Annotated in this window: 23 protein-coding genes and 1 pseudogene; 11 read left to right on the top strand and 13 right to left on the bottom strand. The window is 70.7% G+C overall.

Annotated features, from left to right (window positions below; genetic code table 11):
- Positions 1-144: 144 nt before the first annotated feature.
- A complete protein-coding gene (locus tag CP970_RS42855) occupies positions 145-1,233 on the top strand; it encodes a glycoside hydrolase family 5 protein (RefSeq protein ID WP_055544998.1) in 1,089 nt (362 codons plus the stop codon).
- A gap of 58 nt (positions 1,234-1,291) precedes the next feature.
- Here CP970_RS42855 and CP970_RS42850 read toward each other — a convergent pair whose 3' ends face one another.
- Positions 1,292-1,663 carry a PRC-barrel domain-containing protein gene (locus CP970_RS42850; protein ID WP_055544999.1) on the bottom strand — a complete coding sequence of 124 codons (372 nt, stop codon included), beginning with the start codon at positions 1,661-1,663 and terminating at the stop codon, positions 1,292-1,294.
- Between the two features lie 223 nt (positions 1,664-1,886).
- Complete coding sequence (locus CP970_RS42845; RefSeq protein ID WP_055545000.1) at positions 1,887-2,924, bottom strand: alpha/beta hydrolase; 1,038 nt, start codon at positions 2,922-2,924, stop codon at positions 1,887-1,889.
- A gap of 66 nt (positions 2,925-2,990) precedes the next feature.
- Here CP970_RS42845 and CP970_RS42840 point away from each other — a divergent pair, with 66 nt between their 5' ends.
- The gene (locus CP970_RS42840) at positions 2,991-3,545 is read left to right on the top strand and encodes a MarR family winged helix-turn-helix transcriptional regulator (RefSeq protein ID WP_055545001.1); all 555 of its coding nucleotides are present in this window, start codon (positions 2,991-2,993) and stop codon (positions 3,543-3,545) included.
- Positions 3,546-3,606: 61 nt separating this feature from the next.
- Here the strand turns inward: CP970_RS42840 and CP970_RS42835 are convergent, their stop codons facing one another.
- A complete protein-coding gene (locus CP970_RS42835) occupies positions 3,607-4,449 on the bottom strand; it encodes a hypothetical protein (RefSeq protein ID WP_055545002.1) in 843 nt (280 codons plus the stop codon).
- 326 nt (positions 4,450-4,775) lie between these two features.
- On the opposite strand from CP970_RS42835, the gene CP970_RS42830 reads away from it, so the two are divergent.
- Both CP970_RS42830 and CP970_RS42825 read left to right on the top strand, forming a co-directional pair.
- Positions 4,776-5,912 carry a PQQ-dependent sugar dehydrogenase gene (locus CP970_RS42830; RefSeq protein ID WP_055545003.1) on the top strand — a complete coding sequence of 379 codons (1,137 nt, stop codon included), beginning with the start codon at positions 4,776-4,778 and terminating at the stop codon, positions 5,910-5,912.
- A gap of 36 nt (positions 5,913-5,948) precedes the next feature.
- Entirely contained in the window at positions 5,949-6,482 is a 534-nt protein-coding gene (locus tag CP970_RS42825; protein WP_055545004.1) for a putative immunity protein, read from the top strand.
- Here the strand turns inward: CP970_RS42825 and CP970_RS42820 are convergent.
- Positions 6,400-7,665, bottom strand: a complete 1,266-nt coding sequence (locus CP970_RS42820; RefSeq protein ID WP_079043285.1) for an FAD-dependent oxidoreductase — start codon at positions 7,663-7,665, stop codon at positions 6,400-6,402. The two genes, CP970_RS42825 and CP970_RS42820, sit on opposite strands and share 83 nt — an antisense overlap.
- A 171-nt stretch (positions 7,666-7,836) precedes the next feature.
- On the opposite strand from CP970_RS42820, the gene CP970_RS42815 reads away from it, so the two are divergent.
- The 3 genes from CP970_RS42815 (at position 7,837) to CP970_RS42805 (ending at position 9,680) form a co-directional block, all read left to right on the top strand.
- Positions 7,837-8,442: a TetR/AcrR family transcriptional regulator gene (locus tag CP970_RS42815; RefSeq protein WP_055545005.1), complete on the top strand. Its 606-nt coding sequence runs from the start codon at positions 7,837-7,839 to the stop codon at positions 8,440-8,442.
- 132 nt (positions 8,443-8,574) lie between these two features.
- Positions 8,575-9,201: an SAM-dependent methyltransferase gene (locus CP970_RS42810; protein ID WP_055545006.1), complete on the top strand. Its 627-nt coding sequence runs from the start codon at positions 8,575-8,577 to the stop codon at positions 9,199-9,201.
- A complete protein-coding gene (locus CP970_RS42805; RefSeq protein WP_055545007.1) occupies positions 9,201-9,680 on the top strand; it encodes a DinB family protein in 480 nt (159 codons plus the stop codon). Before CP970_RS42810 ends, CP970_RS42805 begins: the two co-directional genes overlap by 1 nt.
- Before the next feature lie 7 nt (positions 9,681-9,687).
- Here the strand turns inward: CP970_RS42805 and CP970_RS42800 are convergent, their stop codons facing one another.
- Positions 9,688-10,914 (bottom strand): glycosyltransferase, encoded by a 1,227-nt coding sequence (locus CP970_RS42800; protein WP_055545030.1) that lies wholly within the window; start codon positions 10,912-10,914, stop codon positions 9,688-9,690.
- Between the two features lie 258 nt (positions 10,915-11,172).
- Here CP970_RS42800 and CP970_RS42795 point away from each other — a divergent pair, with 258 nt between their 5' ends.
- Positions 11,173-12,015 carry a class I SAM-dependent methyltransferase gene (locus tag CP970_RS42795; RefSeq protein ID WP_055545008.1) on the top strand — a complete coding sequence of 281 codons (843 nt, stop codon included), beginning with the start codon at positions 11,173-11,175 and terminating at the stop codon, positions 12,013-12,015.
- Positions 12,016-12,105: 90 nt separating this feature from the next.
- Here CP970_RS42795 and CP970_RS42790 read toward each other — a convergent pair whose 3' ends face one another.
- The 3 genes from CP970_RS42790 to trpS all read right to left on the bottom strand — a co-directional run bounded on the left by CP970_RS42790 (position 12,106) and on the right by trpS (position 14,164).
- A complete protein-coding gene (locus tag CP970_RS42790; protein WP_055545009.1) occupies positions 12,106-12,741 on the bottom strand; it encodes a disulfide bond formation protein B in 636 nt (211 codons plus the stop codon).
- Position 12,742: 1 nt separating this feature from the next.
- On the bottom strand, positions 12,743-12,907 hold the full coding sequence (locus CP970_RS44520; RefSeq protein WP_169801203.1) for a DUF5993 family protein: 165 nt from the start codon (positions 12,905-12,907) through the stop codon (positions 12,743-12,745).
- 120 nt (positions 12,908-13,027) lie between these two features.
- Positions 13,028-14,164, bottom strand: coding sequence for a tryptophan--tRNA ligase (trpS, locus tag CP970_RS42785; protein ID WP_224059049.1), 1,137 nt, complete (start codon positions 14,162-14,164; stop codon positions 13,028-13,030).
- A 224-nt stretch (positions 14,165-14,388) separates the two neighbouring features.
- Here trpS and CP970_RS42780 point away from each other — a divergent pair.
- Positions 14,389-14,985: pseudogene (locus CP970_RS42780) on the top strand (pyridoxamine 5'-phosphate oxidase family protein); the annotation flags it as partial.
- 16 nt (positions 14,986-15,001) lie between these two features.
- Here the strand turns inward: CP970_RS42780 and CP970_RS42775 are convergent.
- On the bottom strand, positions 15,002-15,328 hold the full coding sequence (locus CP970_RS42775) for a cupin domain-containing protein (protein WP_055545011.1): 327 nt from the start codon (positions 15,326-15,328) through the stop codon (positions 15,002-15,004).
- Positions 15,329-15,635: 307 nt separating this feature from the next.
- Here CP970_RS42775 and CP970_RS42770 point away from each other — a divergent pair, with 307 nt between their 5' ends.
- Positions 15,636-17,165, top strand: coding sequence for a GMC family oxidoreductase (locus CP970_RS42770; RefSeq protein WP_055545012.1), 1,530 nt, complete (start codon positions 15,636-15,638; stop codon positions 17,163-17,165).
- Here CP970_RS42770 and CP970_RS42765 read toward each other — a convergent pair.
- Positions 17,116-19,038, bottom strand: a complete 1,923-nt coding sequence (locus tag CP970_RS42765; RefSeq protein WP_150494674.1) for an SMI1/KNR4 family protein — start codon at positions 19,036-19,038, stop codon at positions 17,116-17,118. The two genes, CP970_RS42770 and CP970_RS42765, sit on opposite strands and share 50 nt — an antisense overlap.
- Positions 19,039-19,148: 110 nt before the next feature.
- Here CP970_RS42765 and CP970_RS42760 point away from each other — a divergent pair, with 110 nt between their 5' ends.
- Positions 19,149-19,922 (top strand): SDR family NAD(P)-dependent oxidoreductase, encoded by a 774-nt coding sequence (locus tag CP970_RS42760; protein ID WP_055545014.1) that lies wholly within the window; start codon positions 19,149-19,151, stop codon positions 19,920-19,922.
- Positions 19,923-20,013: 91 nt separating this feature from the next.
- On the opposite strand, the gene CP970_RS42755 is transcribed toward CP970_RS42760, so the two are convergent.
- The 3 genes from CP970_RS42755 to CP970_RS42745 are packed head-to-tail and all read right to left on the bottom strand — an operon-like array spanning position 20,014 to position 21,539.
- On the bottom strand, positions 20,014-20,649 hold the full coding sequence (locus CP970_RS42755) for a VOC family protein (RefSeq protein ID WP_055545032.1): 636 nt from the start codon (positions 20,647-20,649) through the stop codon (positions 20,014-20,016).
- A gap of 5 nt (positions 20,650-20,654) precedes the next feature.
- Entirely contained in the window at positions 20,655-21,092 is a 438-nt protein-coding gene (locus CP970_RS42750) for a helix-turn-helix domain-containing protein (protein ID WP_055545015.1), read from the bottom strand.
- Positions 21,093-21,128: 36 nt separating this feature from the next.
- Positions 21,129-21,539, bottom strand: a complete 411-nt coding sequence (locus tag CP970_RS42745; RefSeq protein WP_055545016.1) for a VOC family protein — start codon at positions 21,537-21,539, stop codon at positions 21,129-21,131.
- Positions 21,540-21,738: the final 199 nt, after the last annotated feature.

Genomic DNA, 21,738 nt, shown 5'->3' with positions numbered 1-21,738 from the left:
AGTCTTGACGGCGCCGGGAAAGGACCTTAGCTTTTCCCGCCAACCCCACCTTTCGATCGGGCCCCCACAGCACCCCACAGCACCCCCTGAACACGCGCTGAAGCACTTCCCCACAGAGTGACGCGAACACAGGAGGCACCTCCCATGGCACATCCCACTCCCGGCCGACGCCACCCCCGGCTCCACCGCCGCTGGATCACCATCGCCGCGGCACTCGCCGTGGGCTCGCTCCTCACCGTCGCCCCGCAGTTCAGCGCGGACGCGAGCGCCGAGCAGGGCACCGCACAGGACACCGGCACCGTCCGGGCCCCGGCCGGATCGCCGGTGGCTCTGAACGGGCAGCTCAAGCTGTGCGGCACCGATCTGTGTTCCGCGCAGGGCAAGGCCGTCCAGCTCAGGGGCATGAGCTCGCACGGCACGCAGTGGTACGAGCAGTGCCTCACGGACGGCTCGCTCGACGCCCTGGCCAAGGACTGGGGTGCCGATGTGCTGCGCGTCTCCACGTACGTCCAGGAGGACGGCTACGAGACCGACCCGGCGAAGTTCACCGAAATCGCCCAGCGCGTGATCGACCAGGCCATCGAGCGCGGCATGTACGCCATCATCGACTGGCACATGCTCGACCCCGGCGACCCCAACGCGAACACCGCGCTGGCCAAGAAGTTCTTCACCGACATGGCGAAGAAGTACGCGGATCAGCCCAATGTGTTCTACGAGATAGCCAACGAACCCAGCGGCGTCGAATGGTCCGAGATCAAGTCGTACGCGGAGGAGATCATCCCCGTCATCCGGCGGTACGACCCCGACGGCATCGCGCTCGTCGGAACCCGCGCCTGGTCCTCGCTCGGCGTCTCCGAAGGCGCGGACGAGAGGGAGGTCATCGACAACCCGGTCGACGCGGAGAACGTGATGTACACGTTCCACTTCTATGCCGCCGACCACGACGACGAGTATCTGCGGACGCTGTCCAGGGCCGCCGACGAAATCCCCATGTTCGTCACCGAGTTCGGTACCCAGGAGGCATCGGGTGACGGCGGCAACGACTTCGCGATGTCCCAGAAGTACATCGACCTCATGAAGCAGAAGAACATCTCCTGGACCAACTGGAACTACTCGGACGACTCCCGCTCGGGGGCGGTCTTCAAGCCGGGCACCTGCGATGGCGACGAGTGGGCGGGCACCGGCGTGCTCAAGCCCGCTGGCGCGTGGGTGCGGGAGCGCGTCAGGGGCTGACGACACGGCGGGGCCGGACCCCTGTCCAGGGTCCGGCCCCGCCCCGCTCGTCGCGGGATCAGACCATGCGGCCCGGGCCGCCCGGGAAGTGGGCGCCGTAGTACGTACCGATCTGGTCGTGGTACGCCGGGTCGGTCAGGTGCTTGTGCTTGTCGAACTCAGGCGCGTCCTTGATCTGGTCCTTGGTCCGCGCCACCTGGATCGTCTTCGCTTCCGGGTCGATGCCCGTGATGGTCCCCGCCGGCAGCAGAACCTCCTTGCCGAAGATCCACACGCCGGTGTCGACGACGATGTACTGCGAGTCGACGTCGTTCGAGTGCTTGTCGACCTTGCCGATCTGCCCGTCCGTCGCCTCGACCTTGTACCCCGTCAGGTCGGCGTTGGGAGTGTGACCTGCCGAGGAGGGGTACCTCCAGATGTTCTCGGTCATGGTGTGACCTCCGTGCGCTAGCCGGTCCGGTCAGGCGGTGCGGACTGCACCGTGCGTCCTTCCCGGCGACACCACCCGGTTCTCCGGGCACGCCGCCGGTAAACGTCCGACACCGGCACGACCGCGCGTTCGGCGTGAACCGCACCCCCACCCGGCGCGGCCTCTGAGATGACTTTCGGCCCGGCGTGTCGAACCACCCCCCGGCACCCGCAGACCGCCACTTCTAGTCGCACTCCCGCGGCTCCGCGATGCGGTGAGCCAGCCACACGAGAGCGGGCGGCATGCGGTACTCGACGGCGTGGTGGCCGCCCTCGAAGAGTTCGAAGTGCACGTCGGTGTCCCGCACTCCGGCCTCGGCGATCGCGTCGCGGAAGGCCAGTGCGCCCAGGTCGAGGAACCACTCGTCGCGGGTTCCGGCGTCGATCCAGATGCCGCGCTGGGAGCGCAGCGCCTCGGCGTGGTCGGCGGCCATGCGTACCGGGTCCCAGGCCAGCCAGCGCTGCCACTCCTCTTCGCGCAGTGCGCCGGTGCGCGGGTCGAAGGGCAGGGTGGGCGTGCCGTCGGGCCCCGGGGAGAAGCAGGCGGAGACCCCGAGGATCTCCAGGAGGTTCAGGTCCTCCTCCTTGGTGAAGGCGACCCGCGAGCGGAAGTCGTCCCACCAGCGGAAGATGTCGCCGCCGTAGGGCCTCAACTGGCGGGCCGCGGTGAGGAAGTGCGGCTGGTACTGCGCCTGGGACAGCGAGTCCCCGGAGTGCGTGGCGAACGCGCCGAACAGGTCGGGGCGGAGCATCGCGCTGACCGCGGCGCCGAGACCGCCGCTCGACTTGCCCGCGATGGCCCGGTGTTCACGTTCGGGCAGGGTGCGGTAGTGGGCGTCGACGTACGGCACGAGCTCCTCGCACAGATACGAGTGGTAGCGGCCGGTGCCCGGCGAGTCGATGAACTGGCTGCCGCCGTACGTGGTCCAGGCGTCCACGAACACCAGCAGCGTGCCGGGCGCGTCACCGCGGGCGAAGAGCGCGTCGGCGAGCTCGGGAACGGGCTGCCGGAAGGCCGTGCGGTTGCCCCAGACCGGCAGCGTTCCCGCGTATCCGAGCAGCAGGTAGACGACGGGGTAGCGGCGCCCGGGCGCCTCCTCGTAGCCGGGCGGGGTGTAGACCCACAGCGGCCGTCGGGCGGGGTCGCGGAGGGGATTGTCACGGAGCAGCGCGCTGTCGATGACGTGCTCGTCGATGCGGCCGGAGAGCGTGAAGGTCGGCATGACCCGGGACGTTACTACGATTTCAAATTATCTGAGTCCGTAATTTATGGGCGATAGGGTGGAGCCGTGACAACAGGCAAGTCGACGACGACATCGACACAGACACGGGACTCGGTCGATCGGCACATCACCCGCTGGGAGCGGGAAGTGCCCGGTCTCGTACCGGAGTTGGAGGGCGCGGTCACCCGCATGCAGATGCTGGTCCGGCACCTGCACGGGCAGAAGGAGGCCGCCCTGGCGCGGCACGGGCTGAAGCTGTGGGAGTACGAGATCCTGTGGCGCCTGCGATCGGCGGGCGAGCCCTATCGCATGACACCCACGCGTCTCGCACGGGGACTCGGCATCCATCCGGCGACCCTCACCAACCGCCTCGACCGGCTCCAGTCGTCGGGCCTGATCACGCGCGAGCATCCACCGGAGGACCGCCGCAGTCTCCTCGTCGGCCTGACCCCCGAGGGAGCCGAGGCGTGGTCGGCGGTGATCGACGACCAGCGGGCGGCCGAGGCCACACTGCTCGCGCCCCTGGGCGAGCGCGAGTTGGCACACCTGTCCGCCCTCCTGCGGACCGTGGCGCTCGCCGTCGAGGACGGCGGCCCGCCGCTCATGCCCGACGCCACTTGAGGGCGCCCGCCACCGTCGGCGTACCGGCGGCGGGCTCTCTGTCTGCTACCTCAGGTGACGCTCACGGCCGCGGGGTGACGTTCTTGACCGGCAGCTCCTTGCTCGCACCCGCGATGTAGTAGTCCTTGGGCGCGGAGAAGAGCACGAACTCGTTGTCGTAGTCCCGGATCTTGGCGCGCACCTCGAAGTTGCCCCGGGCGTCGGTGGTGGCCCGCGCGTCGTAGGCGGACTCGTAGTAGGTCCGCAGCAGCACCTGGGTACCGGCGACCGGGCCGTGCCCGGCGGGCCAGGTGACCTTGCCCGTGACGACGAGTGTGTCACCGGCGCGCACCTTGGTGCGGTTCACCTTGTAGGTGAGGGCACTGGCGACCGGCTGGACGGTGAGCGTGTCGTAGGCGAAGTAGATCTCGTTGTCGTCGGGCGGTCCCGGGTCGTACGAGGCCTGGAACTCCACCTGATGCCGGGGGAAGACGTACACGCTGCCCTGGTCCAGCCAGCGGTCCGCCCGCACGTCGGAGAGCGCGAACCGCCCCTGGGCGTCCGCGCGGACGGCACCCAGGTCGAGGGACTCGCGCTCGGTCGGGTCGATGGGGTCGCCCCACGGGTTCCACGTCTTGTACAGGACGATCTTGGTGAGCTTGACCGGCGCGTCCGCGACGGGGGTGCCGTCGGCGCGGGTCACGGTGCCGCTGAGGTCGGTGGTGCGGTGGGCGAAGTCGGTGGTGGCGGCGCTGCTGGAGAGCGCCACCCGGTAGGCCGCCGTCGGCTCATCGGCCGTCGTGCGGGCGGCAGTTGATCCTTGCTCGGCGGTGGAGCCATGGGCGGCCGGGACGCCGAGCGCGAAGGTCGTCAGGGCGAGGGCGGCGGCCGCGGTCAGTCTCGCGGCGCGGGTACGCAGGTGCACGTGAACTCCGTTGCTGGTGCGGTCAGTTACTGGCGTGATGACTAATCGCCGGAGAGTCCGGCGTGGAGTTCGACACGCGGATGCCCGAGCGTGGTTGTAGGGGCGGCAGGGAGTGCACGGACCGTGCATGACGCGTTTGACTGCTGGTCGTCGGCCGGTCTTCTGCGCGTTGCCCTGCCCCCTGAGAGGGCTCGGAAAGACCCGTCGGCGAGGGGAAAGGACCCACACGGCGGCAGATGGATGCCGCCTTGGTCTACACCAACCACCGCTGTCCCAGTATCCTCAGCCGTGGCCAGTAGCCATTCGCCGCCTCCAGGAGGCTCACGGTGAAAGTTCGCACCAGAAGCTCGGCGATCATCGGCACCCTCTGCCTCATCGCGTCCCTCGCCCTCACCACGGCGTCCGCGGACGAGTCCGCGGCCCCGCGTCAGGCCGCCAAGGTCGCACTGACGAAGGTGACCACGGCCAAGAACCCGACCGCGGGCGCGGCAGGCCCGGGCGGAACGGTCTGGATCGCCGAACGCGCGGGAACCGTAAGGGTCTTGGACCGGGGTGCACTCAGCGCGCCCGTGCTCGACATCTCCGCCGAGACCACCACCGACGGCGAACGCGGCCTGCTGGGCATCGCGTTCGACAAGAAGTTCGCGCACTTCTACATCTCGTTCACGAACCTCGAAGGCACCAGCACCGTCGACGAGTTCGCCGTACGGCACGGCAAGATCCGGCCGGAGACCCGGCGCACCGTCATCACCCAGACCCAGCCGTACTCGAACCACAACGGCGGCGACATCAAGTTCGGCCCCGACGGCTACCTCTACATCGCCCTCGGCGACGGCGGCTCGGGCGGCGACCCGCACGGCAACGGACAGAACCTCGACACGCTGCTCGGCAAGCTGCTTCGGATCGACCCGCACGGCGGCAAGCCGTACGCGATCCCCCAGGACAATCCGTTCGTGGACGACCCGAAGGCGAAGGACGAGATCTGGGCCTACGGGCTGCGCAACCCGTGGCGGTTCTCCTTCGACGCGGGCACGGGCGACCTGCTGATCGGTGACGTCGGCCAGAGTGCCTGGGAGGAGATCGACTGGGCTCCCGCCAAGAGCGAGGGCGGCGAGAACTACGGCTGGTCCCAGATGGAGGGCAACCACCCCTTCCGCGAGGGCACCGAACCCGCGAACCACGTGCCACCGGTCCACGAGTACGACCGCACCGGCCTCGGCTGCTCGGTGACCGGCGGATTCGTCTACCGGGGCAAGGCGATCCCGGCCCTCAGGGGCCAGTACGTGTACAGCGACTACTGCGACGGCACCATCCGCTCGCTGGAGATCAAGGACGGGAAGGTGACCGGCACGCACGACCTCGGAGTCAACGGCGGCGAGGTCATCTCGTTCGTCCAGGGCGGCAATCGCGAGCTCTACGCCCTCGACATCGGCGGCAGCGTCTACCGCATCGATCGGGCGTAGCGGCGCGATGACCGAAGGGTGACCGAAGATGGGCGCATGTCAGCGGAAACGAGCGGCATCGCTCTGAGCAAGCAGGATCTTCGTGAGGTCACCGCGTACGCCGCGGCCTGCGCGGAGACGGTCCTCGACGTGTTCGAGGCCGATCGGCCGGACGACCCACGCCCCCGGGACGCGATCGGTACGGCGTGGGTGTTCGCCCGGGGCGGCGAGCGCGGGAAGGCACTGCGCGACGCCGCGTGGGCGGCGCTCAAGGCGGCCAAGGACACGGACACCGCGGCCGCCCGCGAGGCGGCGCGGGCCGCGATGGCCGCGGCGGGCGCCGCCTATCTGCACCCGTTGGCCAAGGCCACCCAGGTCAAGCACATCCTCGGCGCGGGCGCGCACGCCGCGCGAGCGGCCGAGCTCGTCGCCGGTGATGATCCGGCCGTGGGCGCCGAACACCTTCAGCGGGCGGTACGTCGTGTGACACCGGCCGTCGTCGACGTACTCACACGTTTTCCGACGGCACCGGGTGGTGGCGGACGGGTCGGTGAGCTGATCCGCGTGCTGGACGCGGATCTTCGCGGCTGACCGACCCGTCGCCGTCGGTGGCGTCGTCGTCGGCGCCCGTCATGTGGGCGAGCACCCTGGCGGCGCCGTCGGGGCCGAAGGTGTCGGCAATGGCACCGGCAGCGCCCTCGGCCGCTTCGATGGAGCGCGGCAGGAGGAGGTCCTCGTAGGCGATGACGGCCTGGTCGATGACCGAAGCGTCGACGAGGGCCTGCGCGAGGTCCGCGCCGTCGCGCATGGCGAGGTTGGCGCCCATCCCGGAGAACGGGGACATCAGGTGTGCGGCGTCTCCGAGGAGGGTGAGGCCAGGTGTGTGGGTCCAGGTGTGCGGGACGGGCAAGGCGTACAGCGGGCGGTTGACGTAGCCCGTGTCCGTGTCCGTGATGAACCCGAGCAACTCCTCGCTCCAGCCGGTGAATTTCTTCAGGAGGGCCTCGCGTACGGCGGCGGTGTCGGTGTCGGTGAGGTCGAGCCCGGCCCGGCGGTACCAGTCCTCGTCCGTACGCATGGCGACGTAGACGCGGATGTGTCCGCCGCTGTTGCGCTGGGCCACGATGCCCCGCTGGTCGTGGAGGGCCATCATCGTGCCCGCGCCGGTGAGTTCGGCCAGGCGGGGGTGGCGGGTGTCGGCGTCGTCGAAGCCGGTCTCCACGAAAGTGACACCGGTGTAGCCGGGCGTCGCGCCGGACAGTTGCCGGCGGACCCTGGACCAGGCACCGTCGGCGCCGACGACGAGGTCGGCGTCGACGGTGGTGCCGTCGGCGAAGTGCAGGCGGTGGGTGCCGTCGCCGAGGGGTTCGACGCGGGTGAGCTTGTGGTCCCAGCGCACGGTGCCGGGCTCGAGGGACTCCAGCAGCAGGGCGCGCAGTTGGCCGCGATCTATCTCGGGATTGCCCTCGACGGTCTCGGCCTCGGGCGGGACGGCGTCGAACAGGATCCGTCCTGAGCCGCCGTCCATCACCCGCATCTGCTGCCCCTCGGGACGCGACAGGGCAAGGAACTCGTCCATCAATCCTGCCTGATTCAGGGCGTGTTGACCGGAGTCCGGGTGCATGTCGAGGGTGCCGCCCTGGTCGCGTGCGGCCCCGGAGGCGTCCAGGTCGTGGACAGTGACGGCGATACCGTGCCGCTGGAGGACGCGGGCGCAGGTCAGGCCGCCAAGTCCGGCGCCGATGACCGCGATGCGGGGCGTGGGAGAGGACATGACTGATCGCTCCTTCGAGGAACTGGAGTGGGGTGGGGTGGGGCGTGGCGGGCCGCCATCTCAGAAGAGCACACCGATTCACTAACTGCAACCGTTGCACTTTATGAGTCGCTCACCTAATTGAGTCGAGCCCCTTAATGAACTGTTCAACTCAAAGGTAGACTGTCCGGCATGACCAAAACCGAGACCGCCGCCGCCTCGGCACCCGCGGGCCGCCGCGAGCGCAAGAAGGCCGCCACCCGGCAGGCCATCGCCGACGCGGCACTGCGCCTGTTCCTGGAGCGCGGGTACGACGACGTCGGCATCCGCGAGATCGCGGACGCCGCGGACGTCTCCACCACCACGCTGTTCAAGCACTTCCCGGTCAAGGAGGCCCTGGTCTTCGACGAGGACGCCGAGCACGAGGCCCGCCTGCTCGCCGCCGTACGCGAAAGGACCGCCGGGCGGTCCATCCCCGCGGCGCTGCGCGACCACGCGCTGAGCCACCGTCTGGCGGCCGCGGACAGCGACCCTCGCTTCGCCGCCTTCGCCGGTCTGGTGAACGACACCCCGGCCCTGCGCGACTACCTCCAGAGCATGTGGCTGCGTCACTCCGCCGCCCTGGCGCAGGTCATCGCCGAGGAGAGCGGCCTGCCCGCGGACGACCCCGCCTGCGCCGCCCTGGCCCACTTCGCCCTGGAGGCCCCCCGTGCCGTCCACGGCCACGACGACCCGCGCCAGGCCCTCACGCGCGCCTTCGACCTGCTGGAGAACGGCTGGCAGGCCACGTCACCCTGAGGCACCGAACTCCGCGACCGTGGACCGCACTTGCCGAAACAGCAACGAACAATGCTCTTTACGGCACACCGATTGAGACTGGCCCCACGGAATCCGGGGGAACCCACGGAGCGATCGAGGGGAAGGCACACGATGAAGAGCGCCGAAGCCGCACGGTACTGGGACGCGGTGTACACGGAACGGCCCACGCCCGAGGAGCCGCGACCGAACGCCCGCCTCGTCGAGACGGTCACCGCGCTCCCGCCGGGGGACGCGCTGGACCTCGGATGCGGGGGCGGCGGCGACGCCCTGTGGCTCGCCGACCAGGGCTGGCGCGTCACCGCTCTCGACGTCTCGGCCGTGGCGACCGCGGCGCTCGCCCAGAAGGCCCGCGCACGCGGCCTGGGCGACCGGATCACCGCCACGCAGCACGACGTACGCGCCTCGCTGCCCGACCTACGCTGCGACCTGGTCACCGCCCACTACTTCCACACCCCCTACGACCAGGACAGGACGCCCGTCCTCAACGCCGCCGCAGGTCTGCTGCGGGTGGGCGGACGACTCCTGATCGTCGACCACGGATCGACGGCACCGTGGTCATGGAACCAGGACCCCGGCGTGCGGTACCCGACCCCTCAAGAGGTCGCGGCGCTGCTGGACCTCTCCCCCGAGCAGTGGGAGATCGACCGCGCGGACACGCCGAGCCGGACGGCGATCGGCCCCGACGGAAGCACGGCCGAGGTCATCGACCACGTCCTGCTCGTACGCAGGACGGCGTGATGACCCGCAAGGACACCCCGCCGCCCCGGACCGCGAACGACGAAGCCGATGTCCTGCGCGGCTTCCTCGACTACCTGCGCGTCTCGATCGCCTCGAAGGTGGAGGGCGCCGCGGAACCCCAGGCCCGGGCGTCGATGGTGCCCTCGGGCACGAGCCTGCTCGGCGTACTCAACCACCTGGCGGCCGTGGAGAGCGCGACGTTCCTCGGTGAGAAGGTCGGCGACTGGCAGGCCACCTTCCGGCCCGACCCGCAGGACAGCGTCGCCGACGTGGTCGCCCGCTACCGGGCCACCGTCGACCGCGCGAACAAGGCCCTCGACGCATGCACCGACCTCGGCGCGCCACTCCCCCGGCCGGGGCGTCCGGGCTCATCTCCCAGTGTGCGCTGGGCACTTACCCACATGATCGAGGAAACCGGCCGCCACGCGGGCCACGCCGACATCCTCCGCGAACTCATCGACGGCGCCACCGGGCGCTGACTTCCGGCTACGACGGAGCGTGCCCGCCGCCTCCGTCGAGCAGCATCCGCGCGGCCACCGTCGCGCCGTCGGTGCGGATCGTGCCGGACACCGTCTTGGCTCGCGCGCGCGTCTCCGGTGCGAGGGCCGTCCTGAGCGCCGCCGACAGGGAGTCGACGGTCGGGGTCGGTCCGTCGTGGGCCGCGCCGATGCCCAGTTCGGCCACTCTGGCGGCCCACTGCGGCTGGTCCGCGATCTGCGGGACGAGTACCTGGGGCGCGCCCGCCAGGGCGGCCGTCGTCGTGGTGCCCGCGCCGCCGTGGTGCACCACGGCGGCCATCTGGGCGAACAGGGCCTGATGGTTGACCTCGCCGATCACCAGGCAGTCGTCCCCGTCGTCGGCGGGGGCGAGGTCGGCCCAGCCCCGGGAGAGGATCGCGCGGCGGCCCTGCGCGCGGATCGCCTCGACGGTCACCCGCGCGAGGTCCGGCGAGGTACGCAGCGCCATGCTGCCGAAGCCCGCGTACACCGGCGGTTCGCCCGCGGCCAGGAACGCCTCCACCGCTGCGGGGAGCGGGCGTCCGTCCGGCAGGATCCATGCCCCGGTCTGCACGAGGTCGAGGTTCGTCAGGTCCTGCCACGGGCCGAGGACCGGGTCCGCGGCCAGCCACACCCGGTCGGTGAGGACGTGGTCGCGGACGCTGTCCACCGGTGGCAGGCCGATCGCCGCCCGGTGCCGGTTGAGCGCCTCTCCGTACAGCGCGTCCACGCGTCGGCCGTCCTGCTCCCACAGCACCTTGAGGTCGGTCTCGTCGCTCGGCGACGGCGTGCCCGGCCGCGCACCGGGACGGAAGTACGGCGACGGCAGCCCGAACGGATGGAAGCACGCCATGACGTACCGGATGCCCAGCTTCTCGGCCACGTCACGCGCACCGGCGGGCATCAGGCCCGTCGCGAGGATCGCGTCGCACCCCTCGGCCGCCGCGGTGAGCGTCTCGAACCGCGCGGCGACCAGCTCGGGCGCGAGCCGGAAGGCGTCCTGCGCTGTCGGCGGCCGCTCGCCGGTCACCACCGAGCGCACCGACGGGCCGAGCGGCACGTGCTCCACGCCGACACGGGCGAGCAGCGTCGTGAACTCCTCGTCCGGCGGCGCGCACACCCGCGCCTGCGCGCCGAGCTCCCGCAGCCGCACCGCCACTGCCGCAAGGGGCTCGACGTCCCCGCGCGATCCCCAGGTCGACAACACCACACGCATCTCGTGAATCCCCATTTCGCATTTCCGCGTTCCCGCATTCCCGCATTTCCGCAGGTCCTGGCCTCGGCCGACCATCTTGACGCACCGACGGGGCCTTGCCGCAAGCCCCCCGTTGGGCTATAGATTGAAAGTGGCAGGGAGGTACACCTCTCTGCCTTTTCGCTGTCCGCGGCCCTGCTGCCGGTGCGCCGAATACGCGGGTCCGTCTGTGTCCGAAAGGCGGGTTTGCGGCGGGCCGGGTGTGCCGAGGAATGCCCCATGACTGAGGAGAACGCGGCGCGTGCCACGGATGTGGCGCGCGCCTACTACGACACCGGTGACATCGACGGCTTCTACTCGCAGACGTGGGGCGGTGAGGACATCCACGTCGGGGTGTACACCGATCCGCACGAAGCGATCGGTTCGGCGGCCGGGCGGACCGTCGAGCGCATGGCCTCGAAGGTGGGCGACGCGCTCGGCGCCGACAGCACCGTCCTCGACATGGGGTCGGGCTACGGCGGCGCGGCCCGCAGACTGGCCGCCGCGTACGGCTGCCATGTGGTGGCCCTCAACATCAGCGAGGTCCAGAACCAGCGGCACCGTGAACTCAACGCGGAGCGCGGCCTCGACGACCGGATCGAGGTCGTGTCCGGCTCCTTCCAGGACATCCCCGCCCCCGACGGGAAGTTCGACGTCGTCTGGTCCCAGGAAGCCCTGTGCCACAGCGGCGACCGGGCCGGGGTGCTGCGGGAGGCACGGCGGGTCCTCAAGCCCGGCGGCCACCTGGTGTTCACCGACCTCATGGCCGCCGAGGACGCCCCGGACGACGAGGTGCGCCCGGCCGCGGAGCGCCTGCGCCTCGCCGACTTCGCCACGCCGGGTTTCTACGTCGAGCAGCTCAAGGCCCTGGCCTACGCCGACGTGGCGTTCGACGACCTCAGCGACCACATGCTGACCCACTACGAGCGCCTCACCGAGGAGGTCCTGAAGGCGGCGCCAGGACTGACCGACGCCGTCAGCGCCGAGTACGTCGACCGGCTGCGGACGAGCCTGCCCCAGACGGCGGCCGCCTGCCGCAAGGGCCACTTCAGGTGGGGGATCTTCCACGGCCTTCGCGGCTGACACTGCCAGGCCGGTGGATGACACACGCCGTGGCGGCGGCCGGACACCTGAGTGCCCGGGCCGCCGCCCGCGGGAAGGGGCCGACTCCGGTCAGAGCACCCCGATGTCGTAGAAGAACTGGTAGCGCGTCGGGTCGTCCGGCAGGAACCAGTGAAAGCCCTCTTCCAGGAAGACGGCGACCAGGTTGACGGCGATGATCAGGCCGACGAACGCCAGGACGACACGGGCGATCGCGCGCTGCGGTGCGGGGGCGATCGTACGGTCAGCGGTGACGTGCGCGAGCGCCATGACGATGCCGACCGCGACCACGGACGCCTGGAACAGGATCCACGCCCAGACGTACATGTGCAGGCCGAGGACCGGCGCCCCGTAGCCCTTGTCCCCCGGCAGGATGTGCAGCATGGTCTGGCGCCAAGCGGTGAACGAGCCGCCGATCATCGCCACCAGAGCCAGGCCCCAGCCCAGCATGTAGTCCCGGCCCGTGATGGTGCCGGTCATGCCGCGACGCACGACGCAGCAGGCGCCCAGTGCGCCGAGGAGCATGAACATCCGCTGGATCATGCAGAGCGGGCAGGGATAGTCCCAGCTGACGAACTGCACGCCGAGACCCGCGCAGACGATGCCGGTCCAGCCGACGGCGAAGAAGCAGGCGAACCAGAACTGGACCTGCCCGAGCACCGCGGGCGGCCGTTGGTCCGAGGCGGCGGGAGTCGTGGTGTGGGCCATGTCAGTAAGTCAGCCCCAGCCCGAGCCCGCTGGTGATGTGGTGGTTCAGCAGCACGGCGACCAGCGCGATCACGACCGCCCAGGCGCCCAGAACCACGCCTCTTGACCGGTCCTGCCAGATCGCCACGAGCGTGGCGAGCAGGCCCGCGAAGATGATGGTGTCCATGACCGCGGACCGTACTGACGGTCCGTCATTGATTGCGGTACGCCGCGCACACGGGTCCCGGTCCGTACCTCCGCATGGCGCAAGCGGGACCTGCCGAAGCGGCGCCTCGGCAGGGGGGGTTCAGTACGAGGTCCCCATCGCGGACCTGACCTCGTCCAGGGTCTCCTCCGCGATCGCTCCGGCCTTCTCGTTCCCGGCCCGGAGCACCTTGCGGATGCGCGCCCGGTCCTTGGCGAGTTCGGTCCGGCGGGCCCGCAACGGCGCGAGGTGGTCGTTGACCGCTTCGGTCACGGTGCGCTTGAGCGCGGCCCCTCCGCCGTCGCCGATCTCCGCGGCGACCTGGACCGGGTCGCGGCCCTGGCACAGGGCGGCCAGCAGGACCAGGCTCGATACTTCGGGGCGGCGGTCCGGCTCGTAGGTGATGCGGCGGTCGGCGTCGGTCTTGGCGCCCTTGATCAGGGCGGCGGTCTCGTCGGCGGTGGCCGCCAGGGTGAGGGCGTTGCCCCGCGACTTGCTCATCTTCGTACCGTCGGTGCCCAGCAGCAGCGGTGCCGACGACAGCAGCGCGTCCGGCTGGGGAAAGACCTGTCCGTAGCGGTCGTTGAAGCGGCGTGCGACAGTGCGCGTGACCTCCAGGTGGGGCAGTTGGTCCTGCCCGACCGGCACGAGATCGGCCTTGCAGAACAGGATGTCGGCGGCCTGGTGCACCGGATAGGTGAACATCAGCCCGGACACGGAGGACTGGCGCGAGTGCGCGATCTCGTCCTTCACCGTGGGGTTACGGCGCAGTTCGGAGACGGAGACCAGGGACAGGAACGGCAGCAGCAGCTGGTTCAGGGCCGGAACGGCACTGTGCGCGAAGATCGTCGTCCGCTCGGGGTCGAGCCCGGCCGCCAGGTAGTCGAGGACCAGGTCCTCCACGCGCTCCGTGAGGTGTTCGGCGACGTCCCGGTCGGTGAGCACCTGGTAGTCGGCGATCAGGACGAGGGTGTCGACGCCGCGGTCCTGCAGTTCCACGCGGCCGCGCAGGGTGCCGAAGTAGTGCCCCAGATGCAGCCGCCCCGTCGGCCGGTCACCGGTCAGCACCCTAAACCGGGACGGAGCGGCCGCAATCTCCTTCTCCAGCTCGGCGCCGCGCCGCAACGCCGCGGCCACGTCGGCCTTGCTGACCGAGGGAGCGTCCGCCGCGTTCAGGCCTCCGTCTGTCGTGCCGCCTGTCATGCCGTCCGTCATTTCGTCTGCCAGGTCGCCTGCCATGGGCCTCTCCCGCCTCGCGCTCCCGGTGCGCCGTCACAGTAACCGCCGCATACGAGGCATATCGGCCAGGCGAGCGGGACCCGCCCGGCGCCGCCCGGCGCGTCAGCCGCTCGGCCGACGCGACGGGCCCGAACCAGATCGCCGCCCTACGGTGAGGCCATGTCCCCACCACGCGCACCACAGGCAAGCGCTACCCGGAGCGGCTCTCCTACGACCGCGAAGCCGCCTATGCCGTCCTCGACCAGGCACTCGTGGCCCATGTCGGTCTCACCACCGAGGACGGCCCGGTGGTCATCCCGACCCTGCACGTACGCGACGGGGACCGGCTGCTGCTGCACGGCTCCGCGTACGGCCGGTTCATGACCGCGGCCGCCTCGGGGATCGAGGTGTGCGTGACGGTGACGCTGTTCGACGGCCTGATCCTCGGGCGGGCCGCCTCGCACCATTCCGGCGCCTACCGGTCCGTCATGGTCTTCGGCCGGGCCACCGGGATCGAGGACCACCAGGAGCGGGCCGACCTGCTCGGCCAGATCGTGGAGGGCATCGTCCCCGACCGGCTGTCCGGCGCGCACCCGGCGCGCCGCCCCAGTACGGACGAGGCCGCCTACACCGCCGTACTCGCCCTGCCCATCGAGGAGTTCTCACTCAAGACCCGCGGCGGCTTCGCCCGGGACGAGCCCAAGGACGACGGCGTCGAGGCGTGGGCCGGGATCATCCCCTTCAACGTCACCCCGGGCACACCCATCCCCGACAGCCTCACCGGCACCCGCTTCCCCGCCCCCGACACCTCGACCCTGCGGGGCATCCAGCACAACGGCTGACCTGTCACGTGCGCCCCTAGGCCGCGAGGGAACCGCGCTCGACCGAACCGTGTTCCACGATGACGAGCGTCCCCCTGCTGCCGGGGCGCACGGCGTGTTCCACCCCCGCCTCCACCACGTACATCTCCCCGGCGCGCACCTCGATCTCGGCGCCGTCGGCCGTCAGTCGCAGTGTTCCGTCCACGACCAGCAGTGTCTCCGCGGTCTCGTGCGATTCCACGGGCACGGTGCGGCCGTCCATGCGCAGGACCTTCACCTCGGTGGGGCCGATCCGGGCGAGCACGAGTGGGCTCCAGGCGTCGGGGAGTTCCGCGGCCCTGCTCGGTACGTCGACGGGGTTCATGGCACTGCCTCCTCGCGGGCCGTCCGGTCGGAGGGCTCCATGAGCCGTCGAGGACGTCCGCAGTCGTGATCAAGGAATGAGACGACGGTACGACACGGCTGCGCACGACTGGCTGACCGTTCGGTAAAACCTCACCCGGCGTAGCGGTGAAACGGGGTGACTTCTGGGGTTCCCGGGGTCCCGGTAGCACCCCTCCGTCACAATCGGAGGTCCGGTCCGGCACGTCAACTGCCGTATGGATGCCCGATGTTGCTGGCCTCGCAGCGCTCCGCGCGTTGTGCGTGGGCGGTCGAGGGAGAAGGTGGAGATGGTGTCCGACGAGTACGACTACATCGTGGTGGGCGCGGGGTCGGCCGGTTGTGTGCTGGCGGCCAGGCTGTCCGAGGACGGGCAGAGCTCGGTCCTGCTGATCGAGGCGGGCGGGGAGGACAGTCGGGCGGAGATCGGGATACCCATGGCCTGGCCCGCGCTGCAGGGCACCGAGGTCGACTACGGCTACACCACGGTCCCGCAGACCGGTGCCGACGGAGCGGCCAGGCCCTTCCCGAGGGGGCGGACGCTCGGCGGGTCGGGCACCATCAACGGGCTCATCCATCTGCGCGGACACCGTGCCGACTTCGACCGTTGGGAGGCCCTGGGGTGTTCGGGGTGGGGGTTCGAGAGGGTCCTGCCGTACTTCCAGCGGATGGAGAGCGTCGAGGGCAGGGACCCGAAGTTCCGCGGGAACGAGGGGCCGCTGCGTCCGGCGCCCGCGCAGGAAGGCGGCCACCCGCTGTCCCAGGCGTTCCTCGACGCGGCGAGCGCGGTCGGGCACGCGCGAACCGATGACTTCAACGGCCGCGACCAGGAGGGCGCGGGCTGGCACGACTTGAACATCGTCGACGGCAGGCGGCAGACCACCGCGGACGCCTATCTGCACCCGGTCAGGAACAGCAGGCCCAATCTGTCCGTCGCCACCGGATCGCGCGCGCTGCGACTGCTCTTCGACGGCGGAAGCCGGTGCACCGGCGTGGAGTTCGGGCAGCACGGCGCCGGGCGTACCGCCCGTGCGGCGGCCGAGGTCATCGTCAGCTGCGGGGCCGTCGACTCCCCCCGGCTGCTCCTGCTCTCCGGCATCGGGCCCGCCGACGAGCTGCGGGAGTTGGGCATACCGGTGCGGCACGACCTGCCAGGGGTCGGGCGCAATCTGCACGACCACCCGCTCTGCCCGGTCGTCTTCACGGCCGACCGCCCCCTTCCCCCGGCGCGGACCAGCCTCGCCGAGACGTCCCTGCTGTGGCGCGGCGACGCCTCCGCGCAGAGCCCCGACCTGCAACTGCTGTGCATCCACGTCCCGTACCACCCGCCGTCGATGCCTCCGCCGGACAACGGCTTCACCCTCGCGGTGGCCACCGTCCCCGACAGCCGTGGCTCGGTACGGCTGAGCGGTCCGCGCCCCGATGCCCCGCCGCTGATCGACCCCAACTACCTGGGCGAGGAGAGCGACGTACGCCGCTTGCTCCAGGGCATCGCGACGGCCCGGGAGATCGCGGCGGCGCCACCCTTCGCCCCGTGGCGCGCACGCGAGGTGCTGCCCGGGGCCGGTGTCACCGACGAGCCCGGACTGCGCGACTACCTCGCCGCGGCCGTCGGCCCGTACTTCCACGCCGTGGGCACCTGCGCCATGGGCACCGGCACGGACGCGGTGGTGGCGCCCGATCTGACCGTGCACGGCGTCCAGGGCCTGCGGGTGGCCGACGCGTCGGTGATGCCGTCGATCGTCTCGGTCAACACGAACGCCGCGACCGTCATGATCGCCGAGAAGGCGGCGGACCTGATCCGGTCCGGCGCTCGGTAGGCCGGTAGTCCGGGGCAGTGACCTGCGAGCTGATCCACGGCCGCGTCGGAAGCGTCGGGAGCCTGCCGTGGTCCAGGGCGAACCGGGGCAAAGAGACGCCGAATGCCTTCGCTATCTCGTCCAGCGCGCCGGTCTCGTCCGAGCGGTCCACGGCGGGCCCGACGGGGTCGGGGAACAGGTGGTCGGGAGCGAGTGCGGCGGGGATGGCGCCTGTCCGGTGGCGTTCGGTCTCGTGGACCGTGAAGGCGTAACGCTGCTCGCCGTCCTCGGCGCAGGCGAAGTGGAACAGACCGGGGGCCCACCAGACCGTGAGGGCCCGGGTGCCGCGCGACAGCTCGGTGCCCGGGTGCGTCAGGCGGGCCGCGTCGAAGCCCGGCCAGCGGTTCGAGTCGAAGCCGAAGCTCCAGCCGTTCAGGGCGCCGACACGGGCCGTGGGGCCGCGCTCCTCCCGCTGCCAGCCGAACGGGAAGCCCCCCAGCTCGGTCTCGCCCGCCGGTGGCCCCAGTGGCCCGGTGCCGAACCGCTCCGCCAGTTCTTCGGGGCTGATGCCTTCCACCAGGACGAACCGGTACGCGTCCCTGCGCAGTTCAGCCCTGGGGTTCCGCTGGGTCAGCCAGCCGAGGCCGTCCGGCGCCGCCACCACCGCATCGTGTGCGGGTGCGAGTGCGGGCGCTGATGCCGTCTTCGCCTGACCGGCCCGGGGTGTCGTCAGCAGCCGCCTGCCCCGTTCCGGCGTGATGACGGGGCCGAGCAGCGGGTCCCCGAGCAGGCCGAACGGGGCCACGTGGTCCGCCCCGTACGGCTCCCAGCGCGGGACCGCCGCCACGAGCACCCGCCAGGCGCCGTCCGTGTCGCCCCAGCGGGCCAGCTCTCTGGCTTCCTTGACCGCGTGGCCGAAGGGGCCCGGTGCCGCGTACTCGTAGGTGCGCGCCCTGATCCGCTCAAGGACGACCTTGGCACGCTCCCTGTCCGCCGCCCAGTCGTCGCTCGCGGGGCCGAGCACGAAGGAGTCGTCCCTGCCGTAGTGGCGCAGATGGTCGCGCACCTTGAGAGGCAGCACCTCGCCCGCGTACATCGGATCGTCCATGCGCGGGTCCACCGGCACCCAGCCGCTACCTTCGAGCAGCGCCCTGAGCTGCGCGGACAGCAACTCCGCCCGCGGCCTGCCGAGGTCCCCCGCCTCGCGGAAGACGGCGAGCGCTTCGTCCAACTCGCCCCTCAGACAGGCGATTCGGGCCTCCTCCACCTTGGCGTCGAGGGCACGCGTCACCCCGTTCTCGAATCCTTCGTGGCCTCCGCCCAGGCGGTAGATCTCCTGGTACATCGCTTCCATGAACGCGCGGAACGACTCGTACCGGGTGGGCCGTTCGCCGCTCCACCCGTGGTACACGTACACCGCCCACTCCCCGTCGGCGCCCACGTCACCCGGGTCGAGCAGCACATCCGTCATGTCCGAGTCGAGCGAAAGCTGCAGCGCCCGGCCCCACATTCCGGCCTGGCGCACCTCCGCCTCGGTGGGGTCCGCGTCCAGGTTCCTCCCGTAGAGCCCAGCGAGGTCGTGCGGGTCCCCGTAGCGGCTGATGCCGTCGGCCCCCGCCAGCAGGTAGACGAACCCACCCGCATGACGCCAGCCGTCCGACACCTGGAGGAAGGAGCGCAGGGACGGCGGCAGCGGACCCGCCGTCCCCCACTCCTGGAGCCGCTCTTCCAGGGCCGTGAGGCGCCCGGGGTCGACCGGGGCGAAACCCAGCCATCGGTCGCGGACCATGTCCTCGTCGAGTTCCTCGAACTCCTCGGGATCCTCCGCGGCCTGCGCTTCCAGCCACTCCTCGCTCCACCGCTTCAGCAGCGGCCCCCACTCGAAGATCTTCATGTCCGCCATCGTGACACCCGCCACTGACAATCGATCACGCGTCACCGCGAGGCGCCTTAGGGTCGTCCTAGCCAGCCTGACGAACATCCTTACAAGCATGGGGAGTTGACATGAGCGAGAGCAGATTCGCCGATCGCGTCGTCGTGGTCACCGGCGGCGGGTCCGGTATCGGTGCCGCGACCGTGGACCGGTTCGGGCGGGAAGGCGCGACGGTGATCTCCGTCGGTCGGTCCGAGGCCAAACTGAAGCACGCCGCCGGGCAGGCACCCGCCGGTTCGACCGTCGTCCCGCGCGTCGCGGACGTCGCGGACGAGACCGCGATCGGCACGCTGATCGCCGATGTGGCCGAGGAGTTCGGCCGCCTGGACGTCCTGGTCAACAACGCCGCCATCGCGGTTCCCGGAACCGTCGAGCAGCTCGACACGGCGTCCTGGCGCCAGGTCTTCGCCGCCGACATCGACGGCGTCTTCTTCGCCTCGCGTGCCGCGCTCCCCCACCTGCGTCGGGTCGGCGGCTGCATCGTCAACGTCGGCTCGGTGTCCGGACTCGGCGCGGACTGGGGCATGGCCGCGTACAACAGCGCCAAGGGGGCCCTGGTCAACCTGACCAACGCGATGGCGCTCGACCACGCCCGCGAGGGCGTCCGGGTCAACGCCGTGCACCCGAGCCTGACCCGCACCCCCGTGGCCGCCCCCGTCGTGGAGAACGAGGAGATCCTCGCGGCGTTCCAGCAGCGGATCCCCATGGAGCGCCCCGCGGAACCGGCCGAAGTCGCCGCCGTCATCGCCTTCTTGGCCAGCGCGGACGCGAGTTTCGTCAATGGCGCCCACATTCCGGTGGACGGCGGCCTCCGGGCTTCCAGCGGCCAGCCCCGCTTGTTCTGAACCGTCGCACGGTCCGCGCGGCGTTGTCCCCGGTCGGCCGCGAGGCGGCCGACCTCCGCGGCCACACCTCAGGACGAGGACGTACGACGCCTCAGGACGAGGACGTCAGCGGCAGCGACGCGGCCGTCTGCCACTCGAATCCGTCCGGGTCGGTGAAGGGCCCGCCGTCGCCGCCGATCACGAAGCGGTGCGATCCGGTTCCCTCGGGCGCGACGCCGACCTCCTTGGCCAAGGCGCGGCGCCGGTACAGCGCGAACTTGACGCGTCCGGATCCGCCGTCGAACTCGGCGTACGTACGTCCGAAGCTCTTCGCGACGGTGAGACCGCGCCCGACGTAGAACCGCTTGCTCGCGACGACGTCCGCCACGCCCACCAGGAGCACGATCTCGTCGATCTGCCGGGTGGCAGGGCCCGTGTCCTTCTTCGCCGAGGTCGCGATCTTCCAGATCTCCCCGTCCGGGGCCTGGACGACACCGCTGTAGCCCCACAGCGACTTGGCGGCGGGCTTCAGCGTCGTGGCACCGGCCGCCAGGGCGCTGGCGATGAGGCCGTCGACCGTGGCGGGCCGGGACACCGTGAGCGCCAGCATGAACCCGCGGAAGCCGGTCGTGGAGTCCTGCGCGGCCCTCGTACGTATCGGTGAATCCAGGCCGAAGGCCTCGGCGTAGAAGCGGTTGGCCGCCGTCGGGTCGGCCACGTCAAGGGTGATGCATTCGATGTTCGCCATGCCCATCACGCTAGGCGCGGGCCTGTGAGGGGTGCTTCTCCATTCCTGACCGATGGGACGTCGGCCGCGGCGCCGATCGCGCGCTGCCGGTAGACGTCCGGCGACACACCGACCCGTTCCGTGAAGCAGGTCCTGAACGTGTCGAGGGACGGGCCGCCGACGGCCGAGCAGACCTCGGCGACGCTCAGGTCCCCGCGGCGCAGCAGGGCCGTCGCGTGTTCGATACGACGTGTCATCAGGTACGCGTACGGGGCCAGGCCGTAGGCCAGCAGGAACTGGCGGCCGAGGGGTGCGGCGGGCAGGTTCGCGGCGCGGGCGAGCACCTCGATGTCCAGCGGCCGCCCGTACTCCCGGTCGATCCGGTCACGCACGCGACGCAGCCGCGCGAGGTCGCTCAGGCGCTGCGCCTCGACGCGAGCGCGGCCCCACGAGGGTTGGCACATGAAAGAGCTCCTTCCACCTGTCGTGGGTCGGACCGCTCAGCCGACTTCCTGGATGCGGACCATGTTGCCCGCGGGGTCGCGGAAGGCGCAGTCCCGGATGCCGTACGGCTGATCGGTCGGTTCCTGGACGATCTCGGCGTCGCCCGCGCTGACCTTCTCGAACACGCCGTCGAGGTCATGGGTGGCGAGGAGGATCCAGCCGTAGGTGCCCTTGGCCATCATCTCGGCGATGGTGCGGCGTTCGTCCTCGGTGATCCCGGGGTCGGCGGCCGGTGGCGCCAGGAGGATGGACGTGCCGACCTGACCGACGGGACCGACCGTTATCCAGCGCATCCTGCCCTGTCCGACGTCGCTGCGGACCTCGAAGCCGAGGACGTCCCGGTAGAAGGCGAGGGACGCGTCCGGGTCGTCGTGCGGGAGGACGGTCGTGTGAATGGTGATGTCCATGCCGTTGATGCTAAGCGCGGCGGCCGGGCTCGGGCTTCTCGAATCGTGCGGGACCGCTACCCGACGGAACCGGCGCTCCCAGATTGGCGGGATAGTGCTCCGACGTTTTCCGTCGAGGGCGTTGACCGTGTCCCGTCATGGCGCAACCCTAATGCACGTTGCTGAATATCAGACACAGATCTGAACAACGCGCGAGCTC

Origin of the sequence: Streptomyces kanamyceticus (genome assembly GCF_008704495.1) — a bacterium.
Taxonomy (GTDB): Bacteria; Actinomycetota; Actinomycetes; order Streptomycetales; family Streptomycetaceae; genus Streptomyces; species Streptomyces kanamyceticus.
Note: the sequence above shows the minus strand (reverse complement) of the source record. Positions and strands in the feature narration are given on the sequence as shown.

Bases quoted from the DNA above. Each gene is read 5' to 3' on its own strand.
- CP970_RS42845 (WP_055545000.1), bottom strand. From the start codon at position 2,924: ATGCCGACCTTCACGCTCTCCGGCCGCATCGACGAGCACGTCATCGAC.
- trpS (WP_224059049.1), bottom strand. From the start codon at position 14,164: ATGGCAGGCGACCTGGCAGACGAAATGACGGACGGCATGACAGGCGGC.
- CP970_RS42810 (WP_055545006.1), top strand. From the start codon at position 8,575: ATGAAGAGCGCCGAAGCCGCACGGTACTGGGACGCGGTGTACACGGAA.
- CP970_RS42770 (WP_055545012.1), top strand. From the start codon at position 15,636: ATGGTGTCCGACGAGTACGACTACATCGTGGTGGGCGCGGGGTCGGCC.
- CP970_RS42850 (WP_055544999.1), bottom strand. From the start codon at position 1,663: ATGACCGAGAACATCTGGAGGTACCCCTCCTCGGCAGGTCACACTCCC.
- CP970_RS42750 (WP_055545015.1), bottom strand. From the start codon at position 21,092: ATGTGCCAACCCTCGTGGGGCCGCGCTCGCGTCGAGGCGCAGCGCCTG.
- CP970_RS42800 (WP_055545030.1), bottom strand. From the start codon at position 10,914: ATGCGTGTGGTGTTGTCGACCTGGGGATCGCGCGGGGACGTCGAGCCC.
- CP970_RS42790 (WP_055545009.1), bottom strand. From the start codon at position 12,741: ATGGCCCACACCACGACTCCCGCCGCCTCGGACCAACGGCCGCCCGCG.
- CP970_RS42755 (WP_055545032.1), bottom strand. From the start codon at position 20,649: ATGGCGAACATCGAATGCATCACCCTTGACGTGGCCGACCCGACGGCG.
- CP970_RS42745 (WP_055545016.1), bottom strand. From the start codon at position 21,539: ATGGACATCACCATTCACACGACCGTCCTCCCGCACGACGACCCGGAC.
- CP970_RS42805 (WP_055545007.1), top strand. From the start codon at position 9,201: ATGACCCGCAAGGACACCCCGCCGCCCCGGACCGCGAACGACGAAGCC.
- CP970_RS42760 (WP_055545014.1), top strand. From the start codon at position 19,149: ATGAGCGAGAGCAGATTCGCCGATCGCGTCGTCGTGGTCACCGGCGGC.
- CP970_RS44520 (WP_169801203.1), bottom strand. From the start codon at position 12,907: ATGGACACCATCATCTTCGCGGGCCTGCTCGCCACGCTCGTGGCGATC.
- CP970_RS42825 (WP_055545004.1), top strand. From the start codon at position 5,949: ATGTCAGCGGAAACGAGCGGCATCGCTCTGAGCAAGCAGGATCTTCGT.
- CP970_RS42855 (WP_055544998.1), top strand. From the start codon at position 145: ATGGCACATCCCACTCCCGGCCGACGCCACCCCCGGCTCCACCGCCGC.
- CP970_RS42815 (WP_055545005.1), top strand. From the start codon at position 7,837: ATGACCAAAACCGAGACCGCCGCCGCCTCGGCACCCGCGGGCCGCCGC.
- CP970_RS42775 (WP_055545011.1), bottom strand. From the start codon at position 15,328: ATGAACCCCGTCGACGTACCGAGCAGGGCCGCGGAACTCCCCGACGCC.
- CP970_RS42795 (WP_055545008.1), top strand. From the start codon at position 11,173: ATGACTGAGGAGAACGCGGCGCGTGCCACGGATGTGGCGCGCGCCTAC.
- CP970_RS42820 (WP_079043285.1), bottom strand. From the start codon at position 7,665: ATGTCCTCTCCCACGCCCCGCATCGCGGTCATCGGCGCCGGACTTGGC.
- CP970_RS42765 (WP_150494674.1), bottom strand. From the start codon at position 19,038: ATGAAGATCTTCGAGTGGGGGCCGCTGCTGAAGCGGTGGAGCGAGGAG.